This is a genomic window from Azospirillum himalayense, from assembly GCF_042657465.1.
GTDB classification, from domain to species: Bacteria; Pseudomonadota; Alphaproteobacteria; order Azospirillales; family Azospirillaceae; genus Azospirillum; species Azospirillum himalayense.
In genome coordinates this window covers 105,632-125,611 of record NZ_JBHSLC010000007.1, presented here as the reverse complement: position 1 = coordinate 125,611, position 19,980 = coordinate 105,632, and the positions used below count along the sequence as shown (strand labels likewise).

Sequence of the window (19,980 nt, the reverse complement as noted above, 5' to 3'; positions counted from 1 at the left end):
TTTCTCAACAAGCCGCTGCGTCGGCCTTTCCTTGCGGACGGCAACGGCGGGTGTCGCGTGGACTATTCCCGTTTCTTCGTCCGCTGCCGCGAGGCCAGGATCTCGCGGACGGTGACCGGGCGGAAATCCCACACATCCACGCCGACGTCGATTTGCCGGGGCATGCCCTTCAACTGGCCGTGGCTGTGGCCGTGCAGGTTCAGCGCACCCTTGTACATGCCGTTCCAGGTGCGGAAGGCGTAATGGCACAGCACCAGCCGCCGCTCGTCCAGCAGCAGTTCCGTGTAGGGCTGCACGCTCGCCCAGCCGGGCAGGGCCAGGGTGGCGGGGCCGTCGTTGTTGCCGGTGATCAGGTGCTTGGTGCCGTGCAGGCGCTCCAGGAGCGCCGCCATCGCGTCCGGCTTGCGGTGCAGGGCGAAGTCGCCGAGGTGCCAGACCTCGTCGTCCGGACCGACCGTGGCGTTCCAGTTGGCCGCCATGGCCTCGTCCATGTCCGCGACCGACGCAAAGGGGCGGCGGAAGCGGCTGAGCGCGCCGGCGTGGCCGAAATGCGTGTCGCTGGTGAAGAAGACCGCCATCGGGGGTCCTCAACGCAGCGGCGGCGCGGAGGGTTCCCCGCGCCGCCGGTTGCGGCCGGCCGTCAATCGTGCTTGTGCCCGTCCGCCGACGGATCGAGCAGGCGGTGCAGGTGCACGATGAAGTAGCGGGTGTGGGCGTCGTCGATGGTCATCCCGGTGGCGCCGCGCCACGCCTTGTACGCCTCGTCGTAGTTGGGGAAGATGCCCACGATATGGACCTTCGTCGGGTCGACGAACTGGTCGGAATCGGGACGGACGAGTTCGCCGCCGAAGACGAGGTGGAGAAGCTGCTTGTCGGGCATGACGCGGGCATCCTTTTTGGGATGGGGTGGGGACGGGGGTTGGGCCGGATTTTTGAGTACGTCATATCCGTCGTCCGCCCGCTTCTTCAAGTGCAATGACAGTGCTGCGCCGCCTCCTTCCCTCACGATTGTCGCTTTTTTTCCGAAAGCTGGGCAAAAGGCGCCGCCTTGGGGCATAGTCTAAGGAAGAACAGAAGAAGCGAGGGGTGATTCATGGTTGTTGGTAATACCACAAATCGGACCAAGGCCCGGCGCGAGGTGGCGGTCTGGGACTTGCCGACGCGCCTGTTTCATTGGGGCTTGGTCCTTCTGGTGACGGTCGCGGTGGTCTCCGCCAAGACCGACCGCATGACCATCCACATGCTGGCGGGGGAGGCGATCCTGGCGCTCCTGCTCTTCCGGCTGGTCTGGGGGCTGGTCGGCAGCCAGACCGCGCGCTTCAGCCACTTCGTGAAGGGGCCGCGCGCCGTCCTCGCCTACGCCCGCGGGATGCTCCGCGCCGGGCGCGGCGGCCAGGAACCGGCGCCGGTCGTCGGGCACAACCCGATGGGCGGGCTGATGGTGCTGGCGCTGCTGGGGGCGCTGACGCTCCAGGCGGTGGCCGGCCTCTTCACCTCCGATGACATCCTGGTGGACGGGCCGCTGGTGGCTCTGGCATCGGGGAGTGTCGTGGCGGGGTTCAGCACGCTGCACCGCATCCTGGCCGACGGAATCCTGATCCTGATCGGCGTGCATGTGCTGGCCGTGCTGGCCTATCTGCTGGTCAAGCGGGACAATCTGATCCGCCCGATGGTCACGGGGCGGAAGGCGATCCCGGCGGATGCGCCGGTCGAGTCGCCGAAGCGCCGTCCGGCCACTCTGGCCCTGGCGGTGCTGGCGGCGGCGGCGGGTCTGGTGGCGGCGGTGGTGCAGGCGGGCTGAGGCCCGCCGCAAGGGTCCTTCCCCACGCTCGGCGGGGAAGGACGTGTTTGCGGACCGGCCGGATCAGTCGGCGCGGTAGCGCTCGTGACAGGCCTTGCAGGCGCCGCCCACGGCGGCGAACTGCTTGGCGGTGGCGGCCTTGTCGCCGGAGGCGGCGGCGGCTTCCAGCCCCTTGGCGGCCGCCTCGTAGGCCTGGGCCTTGGCGGTGAAGTCGGCGTTGTTCGCCCAGATGTCGGCCTTGGCCTTGGTGTCGCCCTTGTCGCTGCCCGCCGGGAACAGGGTGGGGATCTGGGCGGCGAAGGCGCTCATGCGCTGGGCGGCCGGGCCGACCTGGGCGACCTTGTCGCTCCCCAGCAGGTCCTTGATCTCGGCCATCGCGTTCTTGCTGGTCTGGAAACCGTCCTTGCGCGCCTTGATCGAATCCTGGGCCATCGCCGTGCTGCCGACGAGGAGCAGGGCGGCCGTGGCGGCCAGCGTGACGCGGGTGAGCATGCAGATCCTCCGGATGATGGAATTGATTAGAAAGAGGTAAGATACCCCGTCCGCGGCGCGGGCTGTCAAGCCGGGCCTGTGCGGTGCAGCATCCGGCCTTTGCACCGAACGGCGCGCCCGCCTGCCGGGAAACCGCTCCGCTCGGGGAGTGATCGGCTTGCAAGAGCAATAAGGCGGAAGTAAGGTCCCGCGTCGCGTTCGCGCGGTCATACCAAGTTCTCACCCCAACCTTCCGCCACCTTCGTCATAGGGGCCAGTACGCCATGTCGATCATCGCGTCCCGTCTGTCGCGCATCAAGCCCTCGCCGACCATTGCCGTCACCCAGAAAGCCCGCGAGCTTGCGGCGGCCGGTCGCGACGTCATCGGCCTCGGCGCCGGCGAGCCGGACTTCGACACCCCCGACAACATCAAGGACGCCGCCATCAAGGCCATCCAGGCCGGCGACACCAAGTACACGGCCGTGGACGGCACGCCCGCGCTGAAGAAGGCCATCTGCGCCAAGTTCGAGCGCGAGAACGGCCTGACCTACGCGCCCGACCAGATCACGGTCGGCGTCGGCGGCAAGCAGGTGCTGTACAACGCCCTGATGGCGACGCTGAACGCCGGCGACGAGGTCATCATCCCGGCCCCCTACTGGGTGTCCTACCCGGACATGGTGGAACTGGCCGAAGGCACGCCGGTCTTCGTCTCCTGCCCGGCTGAGCAGGGCTTCAAGCTGCAGCCCGCCGACCTGGAGAAGGCGATCACGCCGAAGACCAAGTGGCTGATCCTGAACTCCCCGTCCAACCCGTCGGGTGCGGCCTACACGCGCGACGAGATGAAGGCCCTGACCGACGTGCTGGTGAAGCACCCGCAGGTCTGGGTGATGACCGACGACATGTATGAGCACCTGCTCTACGACGGCATCGAGTTCGTGACCCCGGCCCAGGTCGAGCCGGCACTGTACGACCGCACGCTGACCGTCAACGGCGTGTCGAAGTCCTACGCCATGACCGGTTGGCGCATCGGCTACGCCGGCGGCCCGAAGGCGCTGATCAAGGCGATGGGCGTGATCCAGAGCCAGTCGACCTCCAACCCGACCTCGATCGCCCAGGCCGCCGCCGTCGAGGCGCTGAACGGTCCGCAGGACTTCATCGCGGAGCGCGCCGCGGTGTTCGCCCAGCGCCGCGATCTGGTGGTGTCGATGCTGAACCAGGCCAAGGGCATCTCCTGCCCGAAGCCGGAAGGCGCCTTCTACGTCTACCCGTCCTGCGCCGGCACCATCGGCAAGACGACGCCGGACGGCAAGGTGATCGAGACCGACGAGGACTTCGTCACCTACCTGCTGGAGTCGGAAGGCGTTGCGGTGGTCCAGGGTTCGGCCTTCGGCCTCGCCCCGCACTTCCGCATCTCCTACGCGACCAGCACCGAGGCCCTGGAAGAGGCCTGCAAGCGCATCCAGCGCGCCTGCGGCAATCTGAGGGACTGATCTCCGGCATTTGCGACCGGTGAAAAAGGAAGAGGGGGCCGGAAGGCCCCCTCTTTTCGTTTGTGTGCTTTCGTTTTACGCGCCGCGGTCGGCGCCCGCGGCCGTCAGTGCCGGGGCGGCGTCCTTGGCCGACACCAGCCGAAGGACCAAAGCGCCCGCCGTCGCCGACAGGATCGACCCGGCGAAGACGCCCACCTTCACCGCGTCGCCCAGCTCCGGCGAGGTCGGGAAGGCTAGCGCGCCGATGAACAGGCTCATGGTGAAGCCGATGCCGCACAGCAGGGCGACGCCGTAGAGCTGCGCGGTGTTGGCGCCGGCCGGCATGTTCGCGAAGCCCAGCCGGATGGTCAGCCAGGCGGTGCCGAACACGCCGACCATCTTGCCGAGGAACAGGCCGAGCGCGATGCCCAGCGGCAGCGAGCCGGTGAGGATCGAGGCGTCCATCCCGGCGAAGGACACGCCTGCGTTGGCAAAGCCGAAGACCGGAACGATCAGGAAAGCCACCCAGGGGTGGATGGCGTGCTCCAGCCGGAGCAGCGGCGCTTGCGGGCCCGCCGCCACGCCGGAGGCGGGATGCAGCGGGATGGTCAGGGCCAGCGTCACGCCGGCCAGCGTCGCGTGCACGCCCGACAGCAGGACCGCGCCCCACAGGCCCGCGCCGAGGACCAGATAGGGCAGGAGGCTGCGCACGCCGAACCGGTTGAGGCCGATCAGCGCCGCCAGGAGCAGCGCCGCCACGCCGAGCGCGGGCAGGGACAGGTCGGCGGTGTAGAACAAGGCGATGATGATGACCGCGCCCAGGTCGTCGATGATCGCCAGGGCCGTCAGGAAGATCTTGAGCGAGACCGGAACGCGCGGCCCGAGCAGCGACAGCACGCCGAGCGCGAAGGCGATGTCGGTTGCCGCCGGGATTGCCCAGCCGTTGACCGTGACCGGGTTGCCGGCGTTGAAGGCGAGATAGACCAGCGCCGGCACCAGCATGCCGCCCGCCGCGGCGACGCCCGGCAGGATGCGGCACGACCAGGTGGAGAGCTGGCCGTCCAGCATCTCCCGCTTGATCTCCAGCCCGACCAGCAGGAAGAAGATCGCCATCAGCCCGTCGTTGATCCAATGGCCGATGCTGAGCCCCAGGACGTAAGTGTGGAGCGTGTCGAAATAGGCGGCGGACAAGGGAGAGTTCGCCACCACCAGAGCCAGCGCCGCGGCGACCATCAGCAGGATGCCGCCCGAGGCCTCGTTGCTCATGAACTCCTTGATGAAGGCTGCCGGGCGCCGGCCGGCGGGTTGCCTGTGAGCATCCATGGCGCGCCATTCCTTTCGTATACGGTCAATTAATTCGGTCGGCTGACACGTGGGGATGCGGAGGGGCCACGGACAGGTTGAATCGACCGGATTGAACCGAAAACGCCCCCCTCTCCCGCTCCCGGAATGGGGCGGGAGAGGGAATCCGAGGATTTATTGCGCGGCCAGCGTCTCCTTGCGGATCTCCACCGCCTTGTCGGCGGCCTTGCCGGTCAGCTCCTGCAGCCGTTCGAAGTTCCAGGTGAAGGTGCCGACGCCGAGCGACAGGGAGCGCAGCTCGACGATCAGGTCGTGCATCTCGGCCTGCGGCAGATAGGCCTTCACCTCGTCCCAGCCCTGCCAGCCGGGGCGCGCGTCGTAGCCGAGGATCTGCCCGCGCCGTCCGCTGACCAGCCGCTGCACCTTCGAGGTGAAGTCGCTGGGCACGGCGATGGAGACGGTCAGGATCGGCTCCAGCAGCACCGGCTCGCAGGCCGGCAGCGCCTCGGTCATCGCCTGCCGCGCCACCGTCTTGAAGGCCATTTCGGAGCTGTCCACCGCGTGGAACTGCCCGCCGGTCAGCTTCACCGCGAAATCCACCACGGGGAAGCCCAGCGGCCCGCGCACCGCGTAGTCGCGCACGCCGGTCTCCACCGCCGGGATGAACTGGCGCGGCACGACGCCGCCGACGATGCCGTCCTCGAACTGGAAGCCGGTGCCGCGGGGCAGCGGCTTGACCTCCACATGGATGTCGGCGAACTGGCCGTGGCCCCCGGTCTGCCGCTTGTAGCGGGCGTGGTGGGCGGTGCCCTTGCGGATCGACTCGCGGTAAGGCACCTGCGGCGGCACCCCCTTGACCGTGACGTTGAACTTGTTGCGCAGTCGGTCCATGGCGATCTGGAGATGGATGTCGCCCTGGCCCCACAGCACCAGCTCGCCGGTGTCGGTGGACTGCTCCAGCTTCAGCGACGGGTCCTCCTCGACCAGCTTCTGGATGGCGGCGGTCAGCTTCACCTCGTCGTTGCGGTTCTGGGCGTGCAGGGCGAGGCCGAAGACGGGCGGCGGCAATTCCGGCCACAGCGCCGACCGGCCGGCGTTGCCCTTGTCGGTCAGCAGGTCGCCGGTCGCCGCCTTGTCGAGCCGGCCGAGCGCCACCACCTCGCCGGCCGCCGCCTGGGACAGCTTCTCCTGATTGTGGCCCATCATGCGGAAGACGCCGGACACCCGCTCCCCGCCCAGCGTCATGCCGTCGCTGACCGTCCCGCGCCAGACCCGGGCGAGGCTGATCTTGCCGGCGTGTGAGCCGTTCAGCGTCTTGAAGACCTGGGCGGCCACCGTGGCATCCGCCGGGATGCCGGCGCGCTCCGCCGAGGTGGCGACGTCCGGCCCCTCGTGGCGCAGTGCCTTCAGCAGGCGGCGGATGCCGTTGTCGTTCTCCGCCGAGCCGAAGAAGACCGGGACGATCAGGTCGTCGGCCAGCTCGCTGGCCAGCCGGTCGTAGACCTCCTGCGTGTCGGGGGCGACGTCCTCCAGCAGCTTTTCCAGAAGCGCGTCGTCGTAGTCGGCCACGGCCTCCAGCATCTCCTGCCGGGCCTCGTGCTCACGGTCCTTCAGGCTGTCGGGGATCTGGACGAGGTTGGACGGCTTGTGCGGGTTGAAGTGCCAGGCGCGCTCGCTGACCAGATCGACGAAGCCGGTGATCTTCCCGCCTTCGCGGATCGGCACCTCGCGCAGCACCAGCTTGCGCGCCGACACCGCCTGATAGGCCTGCACCACGTCGCGCACCCGCAGGTCGCCCAGGCTGTCCACCTTGTTGATGAACAGCAGGTGGGGGATGCGGTTGTCGTCGAGGAACTTGAACAGCGGGGCGAGCAACACGGCCTTTTCCGGCGCCGCCTCGGCCACGATCACGGCGACGTCCGCCACCATCAGGGCGCTCTGCGTCTCGCAGGCCAGTTCCACCGAGCCGGGGCAGTCAAGCACGCTCCAGCGCTCGCCCAGGAACTCGAAGGAGGCGACGTTGACCTCGACGCTCATCTGCCGGGCCTTGGCCTCGGGGGAGCTGTCGCCGACCGCGTTGCCGTCGCGGACGCTGCCCTTGCGCGTGGTCGCCCCGGCGGCGGACAGCAGGCTTTCCAGAAGCGATGTCTTGCCGCTGAGATAGGGGCCGACCAGCGCGGCGCAGCGGGCCGTCTGGATCTGTGTATGGGGCATGCACACCTCCCGTATGGCGTCTTCCCGTGTGGGCATCGGCCGGAACGCCGGGTGGCCTGGGTGGGCCGGGTGGGACGCTGTGGCCGGAAGCACCGGCGGCGCGCATGGCCCTGACAGGGTGCCGGACTGGTCCGGTGCTTTAAAAACAGTGCCTTTTCAAGGTTATGGTCCACCCGTGGCGGGGGACCTGTCGATGGAAAAAAGGGGCGGCATGACGTCACGCCGCCCCCGCTGGGGTGTCATTCCTTAGGGCGGTCCGTCGGCGTAGGGCGCCAGGGCCGCCGCGATCACCCGGTGGACGGGCGTCGGCACCCCCAGCTCCGAGCCGAGCTGCACCACCGCCCCGGACAGCCAGGGCAGCTCCAGCCGCCCGCCCCGCATCAGGTCGTTCAGCATGGAGGAGGTCATGGCGGGCGGCACGCCGTCGAGCAGCGCCTCGACGCGGGCGACGATGCCGGTGCCCAGATCGACGTCGCGGGCGCGGGCCAGCCGGGCGACCTCCGCCACCGCGTCCAGGAACAGGGCGCGGCTTTCCGGAACGCGGCGGATCACCCCGGCGGGCTGGCGGGTCAGGGCGGTGACCCCGCTGAAGGGCGCCAGGAAGGCGAACTTCTCCCACTGCGCGCGCAGGATCGCCGCGGACAGCACCGCCTCGAACCCGGCCGCCTCGGCCAGCGCGTGGAAGGCGGTCAGCCGGGGGGAAGGGCGCCCGTCCAGCTCCCCGTAGGTCAGGCGGGCCAGCGTTCCGGTGTGGCGGATCACGCCGGGGGCGGCGATGGTGGCGCCGATGTGGGCGACGCCGCCCGCCACATGCTCCCGCCCCAGGATCTGGCACAGCGTGTCCATCCCGGTGACGCCGTTCTGCACGGTGACCACCACGGTGCCCGGCTTCACCAGGGGGCGGCAGGCCTCCGCCGCGCGGTCGGTGTCCCACAGCTTGACGGCGAACAGCACGAGGTCGACCGGCCCGACCTCCGCCGGGTCGTCGGTCGCGCGGACGTCGGTCAGGTGCAGGGGTGCGGCCTCGCTCTCGATGCGCAGGCCGTCGCGGCGGATGGCCTCCAGATGCCGGCCGCGGGCGATGAAATGCACCTCGGCTCCGTGGGTGGTGGCGAGGCGTGCGCCGAAATAGCCGCCGACCGCGCCCGCCCCCATGATTGCGATGCGCATGCGATGTTCCTCCCAAATGCGGTCCGGGCCGGCGCGCACCGTTGGATGGGGCCGATCGATCGGCGGAGGCCGGGCGGGCCTTTGGTGCCGGACGCTGGGGACAGTGTGGCGCGCGCGGAACTTTGCGGCAATAGGCCGCAGGATTGCGGATTGCCGGAGGCCTACTTTCTTTCGACAGTGGGCGAACCGATCGGCGCCCTTTTCCGCATGACGTTCCCGCATTGGCCGGTCCGGGGGATTTGCCATGAGATCTGTCGTGAGCGCCTTCGTCCGAGTGCCGCCGCTCCGCGTCTTATGGGTCTTGCTGACCGCCCTTCTGGCCGCGACGGTCCACCCCGCGGGCATCCGCGCCCAGCCCGGCGATCCGGAGCGGGAGCAGGTCCGCGCCATCGCGCTGAAGGCCGCAGACCTGATCGCCGCCAAGGGATTGGACACGGCGGCGGCGGCGTTCAACCGGGACGGCGAGTTCCGGCACGGCGCGCTCTACGTCACCGTCATCGACTTCGCCGGGGTGTGGAAGGTCTATCCGCCCCGGCCGGCCGGGGTTGGGATCAGCGTGATCAACGTGAAGGACCCGGACGGCCGCGACATCGTCCGCGACATCCTGTCGGTGGCGCGGGATGGGGGCGAGGGCTGGGTGGAGTACCGCTGGCTCAACCCGGCCAGCAACCGGATCGAGCCGAAGACCACCTTCGTGAAGCGCGTGCCGGGCCAGGATCTGGTCGCCTATGTCGGGCTGTACCATTGACAGCGCGGGGCGGGACGCTTCAATCGCTTGATACGGCTGCTGTTGCGGTGCACATCTTGACCCGCACCGGGCGCGCCCAAGCTTGTCGGGGTGGCCTTCACGGCATGCCGGGGCATGCGGGTTGCGCAGGGCTGCTTTTTAGAAAGCTTCTAAAGTAGGGTCTTTACCCGGGGCGCAGCGGGGCGTAGCCTCGATTGCAGCCAAGAATGGAAGACAACCCCTCGGAGGATTGGGAAACCATGCAGATCGACATCGGGATCGCGGAAGCCGACCGCAAGGCCATTGCCGAAGGCCTGAACAACGTGCTGGCCGACACCTTCGCCCTGTACCTGAAGACGCATTCCTTCCACTGGAACGTCACGGGGCCGATGTTCAACACGCTCCACACCATGTTCATGACCCAGTACACGGAGCTGTGGACCGCCCTGGACGAGGTGGCGGAGCGCATCCGCGCGCTCGGCTATCCGGCGCCGGGCAGCTTCTCGCAGTTCACCAAGCTCGCCTCGATCAAGGAGGAGCAGGGCGTTCCGAACGCGCAGGAGATGCTGCGCCAGCTCGTCGAGGGGCACGAGGCCGTCGCCCGCACCGCCCGGAGGGTCTTCCCGACCGCCGAGGAGGCCAACGACCAGCCGACCGCCGACCTGCTGACCCAGCGCCTGCAGATCCACGAGAAGACCGCCTGGATGCTGCGCTCCATGCTGGAGTAGTCGGCGCTGAACAGCGGTTTGCGATTCGACTTTGTGATTCGGCGGGGCGCCGTCCTTCGGGGCGGCGCTCCGTCCTTTTTGGGCCAAACAAAACAACAGGGGGAAACAACCGGGCGGGGCCGCGCGTTCTCCTGGGATGTCCGATGGACGCGGGAGAGGGCGCCATGGCCTCCTACAACTACGACCGAGCGCGCGGAGCGGACCGGGCGGCGACGGGCGGGCAGGATGTCCTGCTGCTGGCCGCAAGGCTGCTGATCGGGGCGATTTTCGTGCAGAGCGGCTTCGGCAAGCTGATGGACCTCGGCGCGTTTGCCGGAAGCCTGGAAGGGCAGGGGCTGCCCATGCCGATGCTGCTGGCCGCGCTGGGCGGTGCGGTGGAGTGCTTCGGCGGGCTGGCCGTGGTGCTGGGGGCCTGGACACGGCTGGCCGCGGCGGCGGTGGTCCTCTTCACCATCATGGCGACGCTGATCGCCCACCGCTACTGGACCTACCCGCCGGAGGCCCAGGGGATGCAGCGCATCCAGTTCATGAAGAACCTCGCCATCATCGGCGGCTTCCTCGCGCTGATCGCCGCCGGGGCCGGGCGTTTCAGCGTCGATGGGATGATGCATCGGCGGTAAGAGGGGACCGGTCGCCCGGCCCCCGCCAACAGTTTACCAGTTGCCCGCCGGGCTTGGCTCGCTCTCGTGGTGGGCCAGCCAGCGCTCGGCCTCCAGGGCGGCCATGCAGCCCATGCCGGCGGCGGTGACGGCCTGGCGGTAGATCTTGTCCTTCACGTCGCCCGCGGCGAAGACGCCCGGCACGTTGGTGGCCGTCGAATCGGGGGCGGTGACGATGTAGCCCTCGGAGTCGGTCTCCACCTTGCCCTGGAAGACGGCGGTGGCCGGGACATGGCCGATGGCGACGAAGACGCCGGCCACCGGGATCACCCGCTCCTCGCCCGACTTCACGTTCTTCACGCGCACGCCGGTGACGCCGCGCGGGTTGCCCAGCGAGCCGTCGCCCTCGCCGACGATCTCCTCGACGACGCTGTCCCAGACGACCTCGATCTTGGGGTTGCGGAACAGCCGGTCCTGCATGATCCGCTCGGCGCGGAAGCTGTCGCGGCGGTGGATGACCGTCACCTTGGAGGCGTGGTTGGTGAGGTACAGCGCCTCCTCCACCGCGGAGTTGCCGCCGCCGATCACCGCGATCTCCTTGCCGCGGAAGAAGAAGCCGTCGCAGGTGGCGCAGGCCGACACGCCGAAGCCGCGGTAGATCTCCTCGCTGGAGATGCCGAGCCAGCGCGCCTGCGCGCCGGTCGCGATGATGACGCTGTCAGCGGTGTAGGTGTCGCCCGAGTCGCCCTTGCAGACGAAGGGGCGCTGGCTGAAGTCGACGTCGGTGATCAGGTCGAAGACCATCTTGGTCCCGACATGCTCCGCCTGCTTCTGCATCTGCTCCATCAGCCACGGCCCCTGGATGGGGTCGGCGAAGCCGGGATAATTCTCGACGTCGGTGGTGATCATGAGCTGGCCGCCCGGCTGCATGCCCTGCACCATCAGCGGCTGCAGGTTGGCGCGCGCCGCGTAGATGGCGGCGGTGTAGCCGGCGGGACCGGCGCCGATGATGAGAACCTTGGTGTGGTGGGTGCTGGGCATCGCTCTGTCCGTCACGATCTGATCTGATGCGGACCATAGGGCCGCGCCGAACATATGGTCCAGTTCCGACGCGCTGTCATCGGAAAGCCTGCCATGCCGGCCCATCATGGTGACGATGCCCCACCCCGACCGCCCGGGAAATCCCCTTCAGGAGCGGGCCGGCGCGGCGCCCTTGCGGTTCTTCAGCCAGGCACCGACGCGGTGGCGCCATTGCTCATGCCAGATGTAGACGCTGTTGCGGACCCAGTTCATCTGCACGGCGCGGCGCCGGCCCTCGAAGGAATGGTGCCCGTGCCAGGAGGTGTCGGAGCGGCGGAAGCACAGCAGCGTGCCCTCGTCCGGCGGCACCTCGGCGGCATAATCCTCCAGGTTCGGGCTGCGCAGCACGCGCAGGCGCCCGCCCGCGGCCTCCCAGGGCGGGTTCATGTAGATCAGGACGGTGACGATCTTGCTGGCCGAATCGGGGTGGATCTTGCCGTCGGTCGCCCGGCACATGCCGCGGGCGGTGATCATGGTCGGGTAGCGCGACAGGTCCAGCCCGAACTTCTCCGAAAAGGCCCGGCAGACCGCCTCGCCGCGCAGCTCTTCGATCAGCGCGTCGAAGGACGGTCCCTGCGGGAAGACGCCCAGAGGGATCGAGCCGGGCTTGTCCACCTTGGGGTAGTCGCGGTGCAGGGCCTCCAGATGCTCCCGCTTCACGAAGCCGGGCACGCAGAGGAAGTCGAACGGCTCGTGCTGCAGCGGGGTGGCGCGGAAGCGGTCCAGATCCAGCATGGAGGTGGGCATGGACATGGGGCGGTCTCCAGACGGCAGCAATTCAGACCACGGGCGTGTCGGGGAAGGCCAGTTCGTGGCGGGCGCGCCATTCCGGGCCGACATAGTTCACGATGATCGACTTGCGCACGCCGCGGATCGGGCGCGGGGCGAAGCCATGCCACGTGTTCGTTCCGGGCACGAAGACCAATCCCCCGTTGAAGGCGTAGGGCGCGCGGGTGACGAGGGTGCGGGTGGCGTCCAGCAGGTCGGTGCCCCAGCCGGAGCAGTCCGGCCCCTTGGAGAGATAGATCAGCATCGTGAATTTCTTGACGCCGATGTCGGTGTGCGGCTCCAGCCAGAATCCGTCGGTGTCCTGGCAATATTCGATGCGCAGCAAGGTGCCGGCCAGATCGACGCCGCAGGTCCGTCGGATCGCCGCCGTCACCGCCCGGCGCTGGAACGCCGTGGCGACCGCGTCGCAGACGGGATGCTCGGCCCGGCTGCGGGCGCAGAAGTAGCTGCGGGTGGCGTTGTTGGTGTCCCGCCTGCCCATGGTGTCGCCGACCCGCGGCGGCGCCCAGGGCAGGGCGGCGATGCCGTCCGCGGCCGCGTCGGTGAGCGCGCGCGACAGCAGCCAATGGCGATAGGGATCATCCTTGGTCGGGGCGTCGTCCAGGCAGCGGATGAAGGCGTCCTGGACCGAGTCGGGCGAAACCATGAGAGGAGATCCAATGCGTCCAGCGGTAGAAGCGAATTACCATGGGACGGCAAACCCGCTGAATGAAATAGTGTTCATGAACCGTTTGACAGGATTCTCCCCTGAACAGCGCAAGCAAACAACGATGTGTCGTGGTATCGCGGAGTATGGCGCGCTCCGGATTTCAGGCGCCGTGCTTGGCGCGGTGGGCCAGAAGACGATGGCGCAACTCTCCGGCGACTTGCCGGGTATCGTCCAACGTTGGGTAGGTCCAATGTTCCAAGGCGCCGGTGAAGGGCCGGGTGATCCCTTCCCTGTAAAGCTCCTCGTGGAAGCTGCGGAACTTGGGCGAGCCGCCTTCCAGCTCGATCACATAGACCGGCTTTCCGGTGGAGCAGGCTTCCGAGGTCATGGACACGCTGTCGCAGGTCACCACCACCGCGTCGGCCAGCCCGAGATAGGCGAAATAGGGGTTCTCGCCGGTGCCGTCCCACACCTCCGCCGGCAGACCGTTCAGGCGGGCGCGCAGGATCGCCTCGTTGTCGGCGCCGGTGCGGCGCGACGGGGTGACCATCAGCCCGGCCCCCTTGGTGCGGGCCAGTTCCGACAGCTTCTCCGCGACGTCGCCCATGATGGTCGGGGTCAGGGCGTAGACGCCGTTGGTGCCGCCGATCAGCACGGCGACGCGCGGGTGCGGCAGGTCGGCGAGCCGGGGAGCGTGGCGCTGCGCGGCCTCGGCCAGCAGCTTGGGCGTCACGCGGTGCAGGGCGCCGCGGGTGGCCATGACGTTGGGGCCGCGCAGCCGGTCGTGGCGCGGCACCACGACGAGGCCGAAATGGCGCGGGTTGATCTGGGGGTCCTGGATGTAGACGGTGAAGGTCCGCCCGCGCGACTGCTTGCTGGCGGCCAGCAGCGGCGCGATGGCTTGGCGCCCCGACCCGATCATCAGGTCGGGCCAGGGCGCGCGGATGGGATCGCCCTCCGGCCCGGCGGCGAAGCGGTTGCCCAGCCGCAGGAACGGGCTGAGCTGGCGCCACGGGCTGCGCAGCCGCACGCGCTTCACGACGGGGGTGAGGTCCAGCGCCTCGGCGAGGCCGATGCACTGGTTTTCCATGCCGGGCTTGCCGTCCGAGACGACCCAACAGGTGAGGGAACCGGGTAGGGAGGAATGCATCGTCACACGCAGAGTTTGGGGGTGCGGCTGGTTGTCGCGTCCGGACCGGATCCATCGATGGAAAGTTTTTCCACCGGCCCGGTATGGGTTTCTTGCTTGGCGTGGATGGCTTCGCCGTGTAATATCCTTTCTTCAGATCACCCCCGGAGCTACCGAGTAAACCATGCGGCGGGTCAAACTCGACCGAATTGACCGGCGGATTTTGCGCGACCTGCAAAATGACGGCCGGATGACCAACGTTGAACTCGCGAGGCGCGCCGGCATTTCTGCCCCTCCGTGTTTGCGGCGTGTCCGCGCCTTGGAAGAGGCGGGCTTCATCCGCGGCTATCACGCCGACATCAATCCCGATGCGCTCGGGTTCGGTGTCACCGTGTTCGCCCAGGTCGGCCTGTCCAGCCAGGCTGAAGTGGACCTAAAGAAATTCGAGGAACTCGTCAACTCCTGGCCCATGGTGCGCGAGTGCAACATGCTGGCCGGCGAGTATGATTTCCTGCTGAAGATCGTGGCGGAGGACTGGGATGACTACCAGCGCTTCCTGACAACGAAGCTGACGGCGGCGCCCAACGTGGCGCACGTCAAGTCGGCCCTGTCGATCCGCACGTCGAAGCACACGCCCGGTGTGCCGATCGACGTGGACTCGCCGGACATCCCCGACTCGCTGGAGGATGACGACGAAGACGAGGACGAATCCTCGACCCGTCTGGCGCGCCGCTGACGCGGCTCCGCATCGACGGAAAGCCCTCCCCGGACAGCCGGCACCGCACCCCGCGCATGGGATGTGGTGCCGGCTGTTCGCGTTTTGGAGAACGCGGCCCTCGCGCAATTTTGTGGCGCCGAGCGTTTCCAAAAATGGATTCCTGCCCGTCTTCGCACGTGCGATGCTTCCACACGGCGAAGGTGCTAAACTTGCGCGCAACCGACTTCGCCGATTTTGCCCGTGACCGGGAGACGATGATGGCCTCATCCCGCCGCCGTGCCCTTCCGCCGCGCCTTTTCCTGCCGACGCTGGCGCTTGCCGCCGCCTTGACCCTGCCGCCCCTGCTCGGCTCTCCGCCGGCCGTGGCGGCCACGCCGGGCGTCCATGCGGAGGAGATCGTCCGTTTCCCCTCGCTCGACGCCGACCTGACCAGCGGCGCCCCGACGGCCCTGACCGGGCGCTTCCTGCGCCCCAAGGCCGGCGGCCCCTATCCCACCGTCGTCCTGCTGCACGGCTGCAGCGGCCTCTACGCCAAGACCGGGCGGGTGGCGTCCCGGCACATCGACTGGGCGCTGACGCTGCGCGAGCAGGGCTACGCGGTGCTGATGGTCGACAGCTTCGGCCCGCGCGGCGTGGCGGAGGTCTGCACGGTGAAGGAGCGCCCCGTCCGGGCGACGGAGGAGCGCAAGCGCGACGCCTGGGCGGCGCTGGCCTATCTGCGCGCGCGCAGCGACGTCGACAGCGACCGGATCGCCCTGATGGGTTGGTCGCAGGGGGCGGGCACGGTGCTGGCCGCCTATGGGCCGGGCGGGCAGGGGAACGGCTTCCGCGCCGCCATCGCCTTCTATCCCGGCTGCCGGACGCCGCTGAGCGACGCCGACTGGCAGCCGGAAGGCCCGCTGCTGATGCTGCTGGGCGGCAAGGACGAATGGACCCCGGCCGAGCGCTGCCTGGAACTGGCGAGCCGCGAGCCGGTGAAGGAGCGCACCGAGGTGGTGGTCTATCCCGACGCCCATCACGGCTTCGACTCCCCCCATGCGCCGCTGCGCAAGCGTCGCAATCTGGCGACCGCCCCGGCGGGCGAGGCGATGGTCGGCACCGACGAATCCGCCCGCAAGGACGCCATCGAACGGGTCAGCGCCTTCCTGGCCGAGCGGCTGCGGGGGTAAACGCGCAAGGCAGAGGCTGAAAACGAAACGCCCCGCACCGGTTGTCGGTGCGGGGCGTTTCGCTTCGGCTCGCGGTCGGTGGCGGGGTCGTTTCTTCTGAAAGGGCCCCTCAAGCTTGAACCGGCGCTTACTTGAAGGCGACGGTGACGATCTCGTAGACCTTGGAGCCGCCCGGCGTGGAGACTTCCACGCTGTCGCCGACCGACTTGTTGATCAGCGCACGGGCCAGCGGCGCCTGGATGGACAGCATGCCGTTCTTGATGTCGCTCTCGTCCTGGCCGACGATCTGGTAGGTGATCTCCTCGTCGGTGTCCTCGTCCGCGAGCGTGACGGTGGCGCCGAACTTCACCGAACTGCCTGACAGCTTCGTCGGGTCGATGACCTCGGCGCGGCTGATCTTGTCCTCCAACTCCGCGACGCGACCCTCGATGAAGCTCTGGCGTTCACGCGCGGCGGTGTATTCGGCGTTCTCCGACAGGTCCCCGTGCTCACGCGCCTCGGCGATCGCCTTGATGACGTTGGGCCGTTCGACAGTCTTGAGGTGCTTCAACTCCTCTTGCAGGCGGTTGTATCCCGCCGCAGTCATTGGAACTTTTTCCATCGTTCAATCCATCACCATGCCGACGCAGCGCCCTGGGAAAGCTACGGCGCGGCGGAGGAGGTCCGCCGCGCCGTAAACCGTCCTAATAGGAACCGCTAAGGTACGACTGCAACGGCGCGACTTCAAGGCTGCCGTTCCGGAGTGCGGCAATCGCTTCCACCGCCGCGCGTGCACCGGCCATGGTGGTGTAGTAAGGCAGGTTGTAGGTCAGCGCGGTGCGCCGCAGGCTGAAGCTGTCGGACAGCGCCTGCGCGCCGTCCGTGGTGTTGATGACCAGATGCACCTCGCCGTTGATCATCGCGTCGACGATGTGCGGCTGGCCTTCCACCACCTTGTTGATCGACTCCGCCGGGACGCCGGCCTGGCGCAGCGCCGCCGCGGTGCCGGTGGTCGCCAGCACGCGGAAGCCCATGGCGTGCAGCTTCTGCCCGATCTGCACGGCCGACGGCTTGTCGCGCTCCTTCACCGAGATGAAGACGGTGCCCTGGACCGGCAGGGTGACGCCGGCGCCGAGCTGCGACTTGGCGAAGGCCAGCGCGAAGTTGTGGTCGAGGCCCATCACCTCGCCCGTCGACTTCATCTCCGGGCCGAGCACGATGTCCACGCCGGGGAAGCGGGCGAAGGGGAACACGGCCTCCTTCACGGCGGTGTGCGGCGGGGTCGGGCCGTTCAGCGTGAAGTCGGCCAGCGTCTCGCCGGCCATGACGCGGGCGGCGATCTTGGCGATGGCGGTGCCGGTGGCCTTGGCGACGAAGGGCACCGTGCGGCTGGCGCGCGGGTTGACCTCCAGGATGTAGACCGTGCCGTCCTTGACCGCGAACTGGACGTTCATCAGGCCGACGACGTGCAGGGCGCGGGCCAGCGCCTCGCCCTGGCGCCCGATCTCGGCGATGGTCTCGGCGGGCAGCGAGTAGGGCGGCAGCGCGCAGGCCGAGTCGCCGGAATGGATGCCGGCCTCCTCGATGTGCTCCATGATGCCGGCGATGTAGACCTGGCCGGTGGCGTCGGCCACCACGTCCACGTCCACCTCGATGGCGTCCTGCAGGTAGCTGTCGATCAGCACCGGGTTCTTGCCCGACACCTTCACGGCGGTGCCCATGTAGCGCTTGAGCCCGGCCATGTCGTGGACGATCTCCATGGCGCGGCCGCCCAGCACGTAGGACGGGCGGATGACCACCGGGAAGCCGATCCGCGCCGCGACCGTCTCCGCCTCCTCCAGCGACCGGGCGAGACCGTTGGCCGGCTGGAGCAGGTTGAGCTGGTGCAGCAGCTTCTGGAAGCGCTCGCGGTCCTCGGCGAGGTCGATGGCGTCCGGCGAGGTGCCGAGGATCGGGATGCCGGCCTTCTCCAGCGCGTCGGCCAGCTTTAGCGGGGTCTGGCCGCCGAACTGCACGATGCAGCCGAGCACCGTGCCGTTGCGCTGCTCGACGCGGACCAGCTCGATCACGTCCTCGGCGGTCAGCGGCTCGAAATACAGGCGGTCGGCGGTGTCGTAGTCGGTGGACACCGTCTCCGGGTTGCAGTTGACCATGATGGTCTCGATGCCGGCCTCGCGCAGCGCGTAGACGGCGTGGACGCAGCAATAGTCGAACTCGATGCCCTGGCCGATGCGGTTCGGCCCGCCGCCCAGAATGACGACCTTCTTCTTCTCGGTCGGGTCCGATTCACACTCGGCGGCACCCGTGCCGTCGGTCTCGTAGGTGGAGTACATGTAGGGCGTGCGCGAGGCGAACTCGGCGGCACAGGTGTCGATGCGCTTGAAGACCGGCGTGACCCCGGCGGCGCGGCGGGCCTCGGCGACCTCGCCCTCGCTTTTGCCGGCCAGCTCGGCCAGACGGGCGTCGGAGAAGCCCATCTGCTTCAGCGCCTGCCAGCCGGCCTTGTCGGTCGGCAGGCCGCCGCTGCGGATCGCCTGCTCGCGGTCCACGATGGCCTTGATCTGCTCCAGGAACCACGGGTCGTACTTGGAGACCTGCTGGACCTCGGCGACGGTGAAGCCGTGGCGGAAGGCCTGGGCGATGACCAGCAGGCGGTCCGGCGTCGGGCGGGCCAGCGCGCCGCGGATGGCGGCGGCGTCCGGCGTGTCGCTGTCGCCGATGCGCACCTCGTTGAAGCCGGTCAGGCCGGTCTCCATGGAGCGCAGCGCCTTCTGCACCGACTCCTGGAAGGTGCGGCCGATCGACATGGCCTCGCCCACCGACTTCATCGAGGTGGTCAGCAGCGGCTCGGTGCCGGCGAACTTCTCGAAGGTGAAGCGCGGCATCTTGGTGACGACGTAGTCGATCGTCGGCTCGAAGCTGGCCGGGGTGGTGCCGGTGATGTCGTTGGTCAGCTCGTCCAGCGTGTAGCCGATGGCCAGCTTCGCGGCGATCTTGGCGATCGGGAAGCCGGTGGCCTTGGAGGCCAGCGCGGAGGAGCGCGACACGCGCGGGTTCATCTCGATGACGATCAGGCGGCCGTTCGCCGGGTTCACCGCGAACTGGACGTTGGACCCGCCGGTCTCCACCCCGATCTCGCGCAGCACCGCGATCGAGGCGTTGCGCATGATCTGGTATTCCTTGTCCGTCAGCGTCAGCGACGGGGCGACGGTGATCGAATCGCCGGTGTGCACGCCCATCGGGTCGATGTTCTCGATGGCGCAGACGATGATGCAGTTGTCCGCCTTGTCGCGGACGACCTCCATCTCATACTCCTTCCAGCCCAGCACCGATTCCTCGATCAGCACCTCGCCGACCGGGCTGGCGCGCAGGCCGCCGCGCACGATGTCCTCGAACTCGGCGCGGTTGTAGGCGATGCCGCCGCCGGTGCCGGCCAGCGTGAAGCTGGGACGGATGATCGCGGGCAGCCCGACGAACTCCAGCGCCTCGGTCGCCTCCTGCATGTTGCGCACAAGGCGCGAGCGCGGCGATTCCAGACCCAGCTTGTCCATGGCGTCGCGGAACAGGATGCGGTCCTCGGCCTTGGCGATGACGTCGCGCTTGGCGCCGATCATCTCCACGCCCAGCCGCTCCAGCGTGCCGTCGTCGGACAGGGCCATGGCGGTGTTCAGCGCGGTCTGGCCGCCCATGGTCGGCAGCAGGGCGTCGGGGCGCTCCTTCTCCAGGATCTTCGCCACCACGGCCGGGGTGATCGGCTCGATGTAGGTGGCGTCGGCCAGACCCGGATCGGTCATGATGGTGGCCGGGTTGGAGTTGACCAGGATGACGCGGAAGCCTTCCTCGCGCAGCGCCTTGCACGCCTGGACGCCGGAGTAATCGAACTCGCAAGCCTGGCCGATGACGATCGGCCCCGCGCCGATGATGCAGATGGATTTGATATCAGTGCGCTTGGGCATGGGTCCGCTTCTCGACGTTCGTGCAGCAAA

General features: G+C 68.5%; 19 protein-coding genes. 7 read left to right on the top strand and 12 right to left on the bottom strand.

Translation table 11 applies throughout. The features are described 5' to 3' along the window. Positions 1-62: 62 nt before the first annotated feature. Together ACFPMG_RS05545 and ACFPMG_RS05540 are read right to left on the bottom strand one after the other, a co-directional pair. Positions 63-578 carry a metallophosphoesterase family protein gene (locus tag ACFPMG_RS05545; RefSeq protein WP_376994213.1) on the bottom strand — a complete coding sequence of 172 codons (516 nt, stop codon included), beginning with the start codon at positions 576-578 and terminating at the stop codon, positions 63-65. 62 nt (positions 579-640) lie between these two features. Beyond that, positions 641-880: a DUF4170 domain-containing protein gene (locus tag ACFPMG_RS05540; RefSeq protein WP_035675610.1), complete on the bottom strand. Its 240-nt coding sequence runs from the start codon at positions 878-880 to the stop codon at positions 641-643. Positions 881-1,093: 213 nt separating this feature from the next. Here ACFPMG_RS05540 and ACFPMG_RS05535 point away from each other — a divergent pair, with 213 nt between their 5' ends. Further along, positions 1,094-1,801, top strand: coding sequence for a cytochrome b/b6 domain-containing protein (locus ACFPMG_RS05535; protein WP_376994211.1), 708 nt, complete (start codon positions 1,094-1,096; stop codon positions 1,799-1,801). 63 nt (positions 1,802-1,864) lie between these two features. On the opposite strand, the gene ACFPMG_RS05530 is transcribed toward ACFPMG_RS05535, so the two are convergent. Further along, positions 1,865-2,293 (bottom strand): c-type cytochrome, encoded by a 429-nt coding sequence (locus ACFPMG_RS05530; protein ID WP_376994209.1) that lies wholly within the window; start codon positions 2,291-2,293, stop codon positions 1,865-1,867. Between the two features lie 263 nt (positions 2,294-2,556). On the opposite strand from ACFPMG_RS05530, the gene ACFPMG_RS05525 reads away from it, so the two are divergent. Then, a complete protein-coding gene (locus ACFPMG_RS05525) occupies positions 2,557-3,762 on the top strand; it encodes an aspartate transaminase (protein ID WP_103040243.1) in 1,206 nt (401 codons plus the stop codon). Positions 3,763-3,837: 75 nt separating this feature from the next. Here the strand turns inward: ACFPMG_RS05525 and nhaA are convergent, their stop codons facing one another. The 3 genes from nhaA to ACFPMG_RS05510 all read right to left on the bottom strand — a co-directional run bounded on the left by nhaA (position 3,838) and on the right by ACFPMG_RS05510 (position 8,427). After that, positions 3,838-5,064 (bottom strand): Na+/H+ antiporter NhaA, encoded by a 1,227-nt coding sequence (gene nhaA / locus ACFPMG_RS05520; RefSeq protein ID WP_376994208.1) that lies wholly within the window; start codon positions 5,062-5,064, stop codon positions 3,838-3,840. A gap of 153 nt (positions 5,065-5,217) precedes the next feature. Further along, positions 5,218-7,257, bottom strand: coding sequence for an elongation factor G (locus tag ACFPMG_RS05515; protein ID WP_376994205.1), 2,040 nt, complete (start codon positions 7,255-7,257; stop codon positions 5,218-5,220). A 246-nt stretch (positions 7,258-7,503) separates the two neighbouring features. Then, positions 7,504-8,427 carry a ketopantoate reductase family protein gene (locus ACFPMG_RS05510; RefSeq protein ID WP_376994203.1) on the bottom strand — a complete coding sequence of 308 codons (924 nt, stop codon included), beginning with the start codon at positions 8,425-8,427 and terminating at the stop codon, positions 7,504-7,506. Positions 8,428-8,671: 244 nt separating this feature from the next. Here ACFPMG_RS05510 and ACFPMG_RS05505 point away from each other — a divergent pair, with 244 nt between their 5' ends. The 3 genes from ACFPMG_RS05505 to ACFPMG_RS05495 all read left to right on the top strand — a co-directional run bounded on the left by ACFPMG_RS05505 (position 8,672) and on the right by ACFPMG_RS05495 (position 10,502). Beyond that, positions 8,672-9,175, top strand: coding sequence for a cache domain-containing protein (locus ACFPMG_RS05505; RefSeq protein ID WP_376994202.1), 504 nt, complete (start codon positions 8,672-8,674; stop codon positions 9,173-9,175). A 206-nt stretch (positions 9,176-9,381) separates the two neighbouring features. Next, a complete protein-coding gene (locus ACFPMG_RS05500) occupies positions 9,382-9,882 on the top strand; it encodes a Dps family protein (RefSeq protein ID WP_465252019.1) in 501 nt (166 codons plus the stop codon). 143 nt (positions 9,883-10,025) lie between these two features. After that, complete coding sequence (locus ACFPMG_RS05495; protein ID WP_376994201.1) at positions 10,026-10,502, top strand: DoxX family protein; 477 nt, start codon at positions 10,026-10,028, stop codon at positions 10,500-10,502. A 33-nt stretch (positions 10,503-10,535) separates the two neighbouring features. Here ACFPMG_RS05495 and trxB read toward each other — a convergent pair whose 3' ends face one another. The 4 genes from trxB to ACFPMG_RS05475 form a co-directional block, all read right to left on the bottom strand. Further along, the gene (trxB, locus tag ACFPMG_RS05490; RefSeq protein ID WP_376994199.1) at positions 10,536-11,522 is read right to left on the bottom strand and encodes a thioredoxin-disulfide reductase; all 987 of its coding nucleotides are present in this window, start codon (positions 11,520-11,522) and stop codon (positions 10,536-10,538) included. Between the two features lie 147 nt (positions 11,523-11,669). Further along, positions 11,670-12,314 carry a 2OG-Fe(II) oxygenase gene (locus tag ACFPMG_RS05485; protein WP_376994197.1) on the bottom strand — a complete coding sequence of 215 codons (645 nt, stop codon included), beginning with the start codon at positions 12,312-12,314 and terminating at the stop codon, positions 11,670-11,672. 25 nt (positions 12,315-12,339) lie between these two features. Then, complete coding sequence (locus ACFPMG_RS05480) at positions 12,340-12,996, bottom strand: 2OG-Fe(II) oxygenase (protein WP_376994196.1); 657 nt, start codon at positions 12,994-12,996, stop codon at positions 12,340-12,342. Between the two features lie 163 nt (positions 12,997-13,159). Further along, complete coding sequence (locus ACFPMG_RS05475; protein ID WP_376994195.1) at positions 13,160-14,089, bottom strand: mitochondrial fission ELM1 family protein; 930 nt, start codon at positions 14,087-14,089, stop codon at positions 13,160-13,162. Between the two features lie 223 nt (positions 14,090-14,312). Here ACFPMG_RS05475 and ACFPMG_RS05470 point away from each other — a divergent pair, with 223 nt between their 5' ends. Both ACFPMG_RS05470 and ACFPMG_RS05465 read left to right on the top strand, forming a co-directional pair. Next, the gene (locus ACFPMG_RS05470; RefSeq protein ID WP_376994194.1) at positions 14,313-14,864 is read left to right on the top strand and encodes an Lrp/AsnC family transcriptional regulator; all 552 of its coding nucleotides are present in this window, start codon (positions 14,313-14,315) and stop codon (positions 14,862-14,864) included. A gap of 191 nt (positions 14,865-15,055) precedes the next feature. Next, the gene (locus ACFPMG_RS05465; RefSeq protein ID WP_376994192.1) at positions 15,056-16,015 is read left to right on the top strand and encodes a dienelactone hydrolase family protein; all 960 of its coding nucleotides are present in this window, start codon (positions 15,056-15,058) and stop codon (positions 16,013-16,015) included. Between the two features lie 127 nt (positions 16,016-16,142). On the opposite strand, the gene greA is transcribed toward ACFPMG_RS05465, so the two are convergent. Both greA and carB read right to left on the bottom strand, forming a co-directional pair. Further along, positions 16,143-16,616, bottom strand: coding sequence for a transcription elongation factor GreA (greA, locus tag ACFPMG_RS05460; RefSeq protein WP_079285121.1), 474 nt, complete (start codon positions 16,614-16,616; stop codon positions 16,143-16,145). Between the two features lie 82 nt (positions 16,617-16,698). Beyond that, positions 16,699-19,950: a carbamoyl-phosphate synthase large subunit gene (gene carB / locus ACFPMG_RS05455; RefSeq protein WP_376994190.1), complete on the bottom strand. Its 3,252-nt coding sequence runs from the start codon at positions 19,948-19,950 to the stop codon at positions 16,699-16,701. Positions 19,951-19,980 lie beyond the last annotated feature (30 nt).

What these genes read in the sequence shown, in the direction of transcription:
- ACFPMG_RS05545 (WP_376994213.1), bottom strand. Translation starts at nt 578, where the DNA reads ATGGCGGTCTTCTTCACCAGCGACACGCATTTCGGCCACGCCGGCGCG.
- ACFPMG_RS05540 (WP_035675610.1), bottom strand. Translation starts at nt 880, where the DNA reads ATGCCCGACAAGCAGCTTCTCCACCTCGTCTTCGGCGGCGAACTCGTC.
- ACFPMG_RS05535 (WP_376994211.1), top strand. Translation starts at nt 1,094, where the DNA reads ATGGTTGTTGGTAATACCACAAATCGGACCAAGGCCCGGCGCGAGGTG.
- ACFPMG_RS05530 (WP_376994209.1), bottom strand. Translation starts at nt 2,293, where the DNA reads ATGCTCACCCGCGTCACGCTGGCCGCCACGGCCGCCCTGCTCCTCGTC.
- ACFPMG_RS05525 (WP_103040243.1), top strand. Translation starts at nt 2,557, where the DNA reads ATGTCGATCATCGCGTCCCGTCTGTCGCGCATCAAGCCCTCGCCGACC.
- nhaA (WP_376994208.1), bottom strand. Translation starts at nt 5,064, where the DNA reads ATGGATGCTCACAGGCAACCCGCCGGCCGGCGCCCGGCAGCCTTCATC.
- ACFPMG_RS05515 (WP_376994205.1), bottom strand. Translation starts at nt 7,257, where the DNA reads ATGCCCCATACACAGATCCAGACGGCCCGCTGCGCCGCGCTGGTCGGC.
- ACFPMG_RS05510 (WP_376994203.1), bottom strand. Translation starts at nt 8,427, where the DNA reads ATGCGCATCGCAATCATGGGGGCGGGCGCGGTCGGCGGCTATTTCGGC.
- ACFPMG_RS05505 (WP_376994202.1), top strand. Translation starts at nt 8,672, where the DNA reads ATGAGATCTGTCGTGAGCGCCTTCGTCCGAGTGCCGCCGCTCCGCGTC.
- ACFPMG_RS05500 (WP_465252019.1), top strand. Translation starts at nt 9,382, where the DNA reads ATGGAAGACAACCCCTCGGAGGATTGGGAAACCATGCAGATCGACATC.
- ACFPMG_RS05495 (WP_376994201.1), top strand. Translation starts at nt 10,026, where the DNA reads ATGGACGCGGGAGAGGGCGCCATGGCCTCCTACAACTACGACCGAGCG.
- trxB (WP_376994199.1), bottom strand. Translation starts at nt 11,522, where the DNA reads ATGCCCAGCACCCACCACACCAAGGTTCTCATCATCGGCGCCGGTCCC.
- ACFPMG_RS05485 (WP_376994197.1), bottom strand. Translation starts at nt 12,314, where the DNA reads ATGTCCATGCCCACCTCCATGCTGGATCTGGACCGCTTCCGCGCCACC.
- ACFPMG_RS05480 (WP_376994196.1), bottom strand. Translation starts at nt 12,996, where the DNA reads ATGGTTTCGCCCGACTCGGTCCAGGACGCCTTCATCCGCTGCCTGGAC.
- ACFPMG_RS05475 (WP_376994195.1), bottom strand. Translation starts at nt 14,089, where the DNA reads ATGGAAAACCAGTGCATCGGCCTCGCCGAGGCGCTGGACCTCACCCCC.
- ACFPMG_RS05470 (WP_376994194.1), top strand. Translation starts at nt 14,313, where the DNA reads ATGCGGCGGGTCAAACTCGACCGAATTGACCGGCGGATTTTGCGCGAC.
- greA (WP_079285121.1), bottom strand. Translation starts at nt 16,616, where the DNA reads ATGGAAAAAGTTCCAATGACTGCGGCGGGATACAACCGCCTGCAAGAG.
- carB (WP_376994190.1), bottom strand. Translation starts at nt 19,950, where the DNA reads ATGCCCAAGCGCACTGATATCAAATCCATCTGCATCATCGGCGCGGGG.